We start from the raw sequence: 5040 nt of genomic DNA, 5'->3' as shown, positions 1-5040 counted from the left end.
CCCGCGCGGCGTCTTCCACGGAGAACGTGACGGCCTGGCCCACCACCGGTTCGGCACAGGTCTCACCGGCGACGGCCGAGAAGTGCGCCCACACGTCCTCAAGAAGGTTGGCGGCGTCCAGCACGCCCCACCCCTCCTCCTCGTGCCACGCACGCACCCGGCCGGCCAGCGGTACGCGGAAGCGGTGGTGCAGGGCCAGTACGTCGCGTTCGTCGTCCTCGTCGATGGCGTATCCGGTGTGCGAGGCGACCTGGAACTCCGGTGTGCCGCAGCCGACCCGGCGGCCCCGGACCCGCCCGCCGCCGGCCAGCGAACCCACCGGATAGGGCAGGCCGCCGGGGCCGTACACCTCGACACCCCGCTCGTCCTTGCGCGTGGTGCCCAGGTCCACCGCGTGGACGTCGACCAGCCGCCCGCCGTCGTCCACCAGTACGTGGTTGTACGGCCCGTCGTCGCGCAGCAGCCGGAAGCCGTGGTCGCGCATCGTGCGCCCGTAGTGGGCCAGGCTCTCGGCGCGTACGACGATGTCCAGGTCCTCGTGGGGGCGGGTCTGCTCGCACAGCAGGGCGTCCACGCCCCAGCCTCCGTCGAGCCAGACCTCGACGCCCGCCCGGTCGAGCAGGTCCAGGACGGCCAGCACATCCTCCGCACTCATCATGGGCCCGACTCTTGCCGACGGGGCGGCGGGCGGCATCATATTTCCGTGGGTGGGGGCGCCTTCCTCCACCGTTCGGGCCCGGGCCGTGCGAGGGAAGCGGCGGGCCCCGCGGCGACGACGGACAGGACCGACATCAAGCCCTCCAGGAGCGAGCAGACCCGCACCCTCATCCTCGAAACCGCGCTGCGCCTCTTTCAGGAGAACGGCTACGACCGGACGACCATGCGGGTCATCGCCAAGGAGGCCGGGGTCTCCGTCGGGAACGCGTACTACTACTTCTCCTCCAAGGAACATCTCGTCCAGGGCTTCTACGACCGGCTCGCCGCCGAGCACGAGGCGGCCGTCCGGCCGGTGCTGGCGGACGAGACGGATCTGACGGCGCGTCTGCGGGGCGTCCTGCTGACATGGCTGGACATCGCGGAGCCGTACCACCGCTTCGCCGCGCAGTTCTTCAAGAACGCCGCCGACCCCGACAGCCCGCTCAGTCCCTTCTCGCCGGAGTCCGCCCCGGCGCGCGAGGCCGCCGTCTCCATCCACGAGCGTGTGCTCGCCGGGTCGTCGGCCCGGATCGATCCCGCACTGCGCGAGCGGCTGCCGTATCTGCTGTGGCTGACGCAGATGGGTCTCGTCCTGTACTGGGTGTACGACCGGACGGAGGACGCCGCGCGCAGCCGCCGGCTCGTGGAGCGTGCCACCCCGGTCGTCGCCCGTGTGATCGCACTCTCCCGGTACCGGCTGCTTCGCCCTGTCGTACGTCAGCTCCACGATCTGCTGGCGGAGTTCATGCCGGACGCGATGGCGAGCCGGCCCCCGAAGGGCTGAGCGTCAGGTCGTGGACGAGCGGTTCGGCGCCGACCGTGATGGGGCGGGTCCACGGCTCGTACTCCCGCGACGCCACGGCCAGCAGGTACGAACCACCGGCCGGGACGCCCAGGATGTACGAGCCGTCGGCGAGCGTCACCACCCGGTCACGCTGTTCGCCGCCGGGCGAGAGCAGGGTCAGTACGGCGTCGGTGACGGGCGCGCCCTCCTCCGTACGGACGAAGCCGTGTACGACGGTGGCACCGGAGACGCTCTCCTCCTTGGGAGCCTGCGCGGGCGTGGGTGCCGGCGTCGGTGCCGGCGGGGCGGTCCCGGGCGTCTCGACGGCCGGGTGCGGGCGCCGTCTGCCGAGCCGGCCGCCCAGCGTCAGGACCACCGGCCTGTGCCGGTGGCACCACCGTGCCCATGCCTCCACAGTCTGTTCCTTCCGCTCGTGACATGCCCGGCTCCCTGTCCTCGGGGTCGGGCCGGGACTCCAGGATCGGCTCGGAGCGCGGCGCGGGCGGGGTTGTGGAGCTGACTCTCAAGGAACTCCAAGGCGGCCCGGGACGGCCTGCCCGGACCGCGCGCGGATACTGGAGCCATGACTGCTGGAGCTGTGACCGCCGGAGCCACGACGGACGCACCGGCGACCGTGCTCCTGGTCGAGGACGAGCCGAGCATCGCCGACGTCCTGACCATCGCCCTGCGCTACCACCGGTTCGAGGTGCTGGCGGCGGGGTCGGTACGGGAGGCGGCGGAGGCCGTACGGCGTGCGCGCCCGGACGTGGCGCTGCTCGACGTGATGCTCCCGGACGGCGACGGCCGCGACATCGCGCACCAACTGAGGCTGACGCACCCGGAGATGGCGGTGGTCTTCCTCACCGCGCGGGACGCGCCGGCGGAGATCGTCGGCGGGCTCTCCCTCGGCGACGACTACATCACCAAGCCGTTCAACGTGGACGAGGTGGTCGCCCGGCTGCGGGCGGTGCTGCGCCGGACCCGGCCGGCCGACCGGATCGCCGCCCGGCCGCCGCTGCGGTACGGCGATCTGGAGCTGGACGAGGCGACGTACACGGTGCGCAGGGCGGGGCACACGGTGGATCTGACGCCGACCGAGTACGCGCTGCTGCGGTTCCTGGTGCGCAACGCCGGTGCGGTGCTGACCAAGGAGCAGTTGCTGCGGCACGTATGGCGGTACGAGCACGCGGCCGAGTCCACGGTGGTGGAGACCTACATCAGCTATCTGCGGCGCAAACTCGACGTGCACGGGCCGCCGTTGATCACGACGAGACGCGGGGTCGGCTACGGTCTCGCCGGTCCGGACTCCCCGTGACCCCGCGCCCGCGGATGCGGATGCTGATGCGCCACCGGGTGCCCTTCCGCGCGGCGGGGCCCCGTACGCGCTCGCTGCGTTCGAAGCTCACCCTGGTCAATGTGGTGCTGCTGGCCCTGGGCATCACGATCGCGACGGCGGTCAGCCTCTTCGGTCTGCGGCACTATCTGCTGGACTCCATCGACTCCGAACTGATCAGGTCGCGCGACGGGCTGCAGCGCAGCGAACTGACGATCAATCAGATCGAATCGCTCAGCTCGCTCGCCGCGATCGTGGAGAAGATCTCGCCCAGCAGGCCGGGCGCGGAATCACTGCCGGCGCCCGACTCCGTATTCGTGGCGGTCGACCAGTGGGGCAGGGCGCTGGACTTCGCCGGTGTCGTCCCGAGCGAGCGGCAGCGTGAACTCGCCCGTACGGTCACCGACCCGGCCGCCCTGAGCAGGGAACGGGGCGTGCGCGAGGTGAGGATGGGCGGCGACCCGTACCGGGTGGTGGGAGCCCGGCTCGGCGACGGCTCCACGGTGCTGATCTCGACGTCCACCAAGACCGTGCACCAGAGCCTGCTGCTCGCCTTCAAGCTCGACGCCGCCGCCGGCGGGCTGCTGCTCGTCCTGCTCGCCCTGATCACGCTGGTGAACGCGAACCGTACGCTGCGCCCCCTCGGTGACATGGTCGAGACGGCGACGGCCATCGCCGAGGGCGATCTGACCCGCCGGGTCCCCGGCCGCCACGATCCGGTCACCGAGACGGAGCAGCTGCGGCTCGCCCTCAACGCGATGCTCCAGCAGGTCGAGTCGGCGTACGTGACGCGCGAGCGCAGCGCGGCGCAGTTGCGGCGGTTCGTCGCCGACGCGTCGCACGAGCTGCGGACGCCGCTGTCCGCGATCCGCGGCTATCTCCAGCTGTACGAGAAGGGGATGCTGAGCGGCGAGGCGGAGCACGCCCGGGCGCTGGCCCGGATGACGGATGAGGCGGACCGGATGGCCCGGCTCGTCGACGAGCTGCTCACCCTGGCCCGGCTCGACCAGCGGCCGGTGCTGCGGATGCGCCCCGTGGACCTGGGCCGGCTGGTCCGCGACGCCGCCGACGACCTGCGCGCGCAGCAGCCGGACCGGCCGCTCGACGTGACGGCGGCGGGCCCGGTGCTCGTCCACGCGGACGAGTCCGGGCTCCGGCAGGTCATCGGCAACCTGCTGACCAACGTCCGTGTCCACACCCCCGCCGACGCGCCGGTGCGGGTGGAGCTGGGGCGCTCGGACGCGGGCGAGGTGCGGCTGCGCGTCCGCGACGAGGGGCCGGGGATGAGCGAGGAGGACGCGGACCGGATATTCGACCGCTTCTTCCGGGCCGGCGGCGGTGTCGCGGGCAGCGGGCTCGGAATGGCGATCGTGCACGCGGTGGTGCGCACGCACGGCGGCGCGGTGTCGGTACGGACGGCTCCGGGGACGGGCCTGACGGTGACGCTCACGCTGCCCGGAGCCCGTCCGGCCGCTCCTACGCCTGGCGGGACGCCAGCTGCACGACCGTGATGTCCGCGGGCGCCCCGACCCGCACCGGCGGGCCCCACGCCCCGGCCCCGCGCGTCACGTAGAGCGAGGTGTCGCCGTACTGCTCAAGACCGGCCAGGGTCGGGTTGGCGGCCTTCGCGATGTAGTTCACCGGCCACATCTGGCCGCCGTGCGTGTGTCCCGACAGCTGGAGGTCGACGCCGTGCTTGACGGCGTCGTGGATGACGACGGGCTGGTGCGCGAGGAGCACGGACGCCCTCGCCGGGTCACGTCCGCCGAGCGCCTTCTGGAAGTCGGGGCCCGCGCCCTCCTCCTCGCCGGCGATGTCGTTGACGCCCGCCAGATCGAACCCGGCGATCTCCACGCGGGCGTTCTCCAGCGGATGCAGTCCCAACTCCCGTACGAGGTCGACCCATTCGCCCGCGTCGCCGAAGTACTCGTGGTTTCCGGTGACGAAGTACGAGCCGTCCTTGGCCCGCAGTCCGGCCAGCGGCTCGGCCGCCGGCCCCAGGTCCGCGACGGTCCCGTCGACCATGTCGCCGACGACGGCGACGAGGTCGGGGCTGGTGGAGTTGATGGTGTCGACGATGCGCTGCGCGTGGGCCCTGCCCAGCAGCGGGCCGAGGTGGATGTCGCTGACGACCGCGATCCGGTAGCCGTGCGCGGCGCGCGGCAGCTTCGCCAGGGGCACCGTGACGCGCTTCACGCTGGGGCCGCGCAGCACGTTCGACGTGCCG

The 5040-nt window shown here is 72.5% G+C and carries 6 protein-coding genes; 3 read left to right on the top strand and 3 right to left on the bottom strand.

Features of this window, described 5'->3' with window-relative positions:
- Positions 1-658 (bottom strand): nucleotidyltransferase domain-containing protein (locus tag GXP76_RS33935; RefSeq protein WP_242575463.1); only part of this gene is annotated, 658 nt, incomplete at its 3' end.
- A 132-nt stretch (positions 659-790) separates the two neighbouring features.
- Between GXP76_RS33935 and GXP76_RS33930 the strand changes: the two genes are divergently transcribed.
- Positions 791-1480, top strand: a complete 690-nt coding sequence (locus GXP76_RS33930) for a TetR/AcrR family transcriptional regulator (protein WP_242575465.1) — start codon at positions 791-793, stop codon at positions 1478-1480.
- On the opposite strand, the gene GXP76_RS33925 is transcribed toward GXP76_RS33930, so the two are convergent.
- Entirely contained in the window at positions 1440-1895 is a 456-nt protein-coding gene (locus GXP76_RS33925; protein WP_242575462.1) for a carboxypeptidase-like regulatory domain-containing protein, read from the bottom strand. The two genes, GXP76_RS33930 and GXP76_RS33925, sit on opposite strands and share 41 nt — an antisense overlap.
- A gap of 168 nt (positions 1896-2063) precedes the next feature.
- On the opposite strand from GXP76_RS33925, the gene GXP76_RS33920 reads away from it, so the two are divergent.
- Both GXP76_RS33920 and GXP76_RS33915 read left to right on the top strand, forming a co-directional pair.
- Positions 2064-2795 carry a response regulator transcription factor gene (locus GXP76_RS33920; protein WP_242575461.1) on the top strand — a complete coding sequence of 244 codons (732 nt, stop codon included), beginning with the start codon at positions 2064-2066 and terminating at the stop codon, positions 2793-2795.
- Positions 2796-2821: 26 nt separating this feature from the next.
- Positions 2822-4324 carry a cell wall metabolism sensor histidine kinase WalK gene (locus GXP76_RS33915; protein WP_242575464.1) on the top strand — a complete coding sequence of 501 codons (1503 nt, stop codon included), beginning with the start codon at positions 2822-2824 and terminating at the stop codon, positions 4322-4324.
- Here GXP76_RS33915 and GXP76_RS33910 read toward each other — a convergent pair.
- The coding region (locus GXP76_RS33910) for a metallophosphoesterase (protein WP_242575460.1) at positions 4290-5040 on the bottom strand (751 nt) is incomplete at its 5' end. The two genes, GXP76_RS33915 and GXP76_RS33910, sit on opposite strands and share 35 nt — an antisense overlap.

This window comes from Streptomyces sp. NP-1717 (genome assembly GCF_022695985.1).
In the GTDB taxonomy this organism is placed as follows: Bacteria; Actinomycetota; Actinomycetes; order Streptomycetales; family Streptomycetaceae; genus Streptomyces.
Note: the sequence above shows the minus strand (reverse complement) of the source record. Positions and strands in the feature narration are given on the sequence as shown.

Coding starts and splice junctions, on each gene's coding strand:
- GXP76_RS33915 (WP_242575464.1), top strand. CDS start 2,822: ATGCGCCACCGGGTGCCCTTCCGCGCGGCGGGGCCCCGTACGCGCTCG.
- GXP76_RS33920 (WP_242575461.1), top strand. CDS start 2,064: ATGACTGCTGGAGCTGTGACCGCCGGAGCCACGACGGACGCACCGGCG.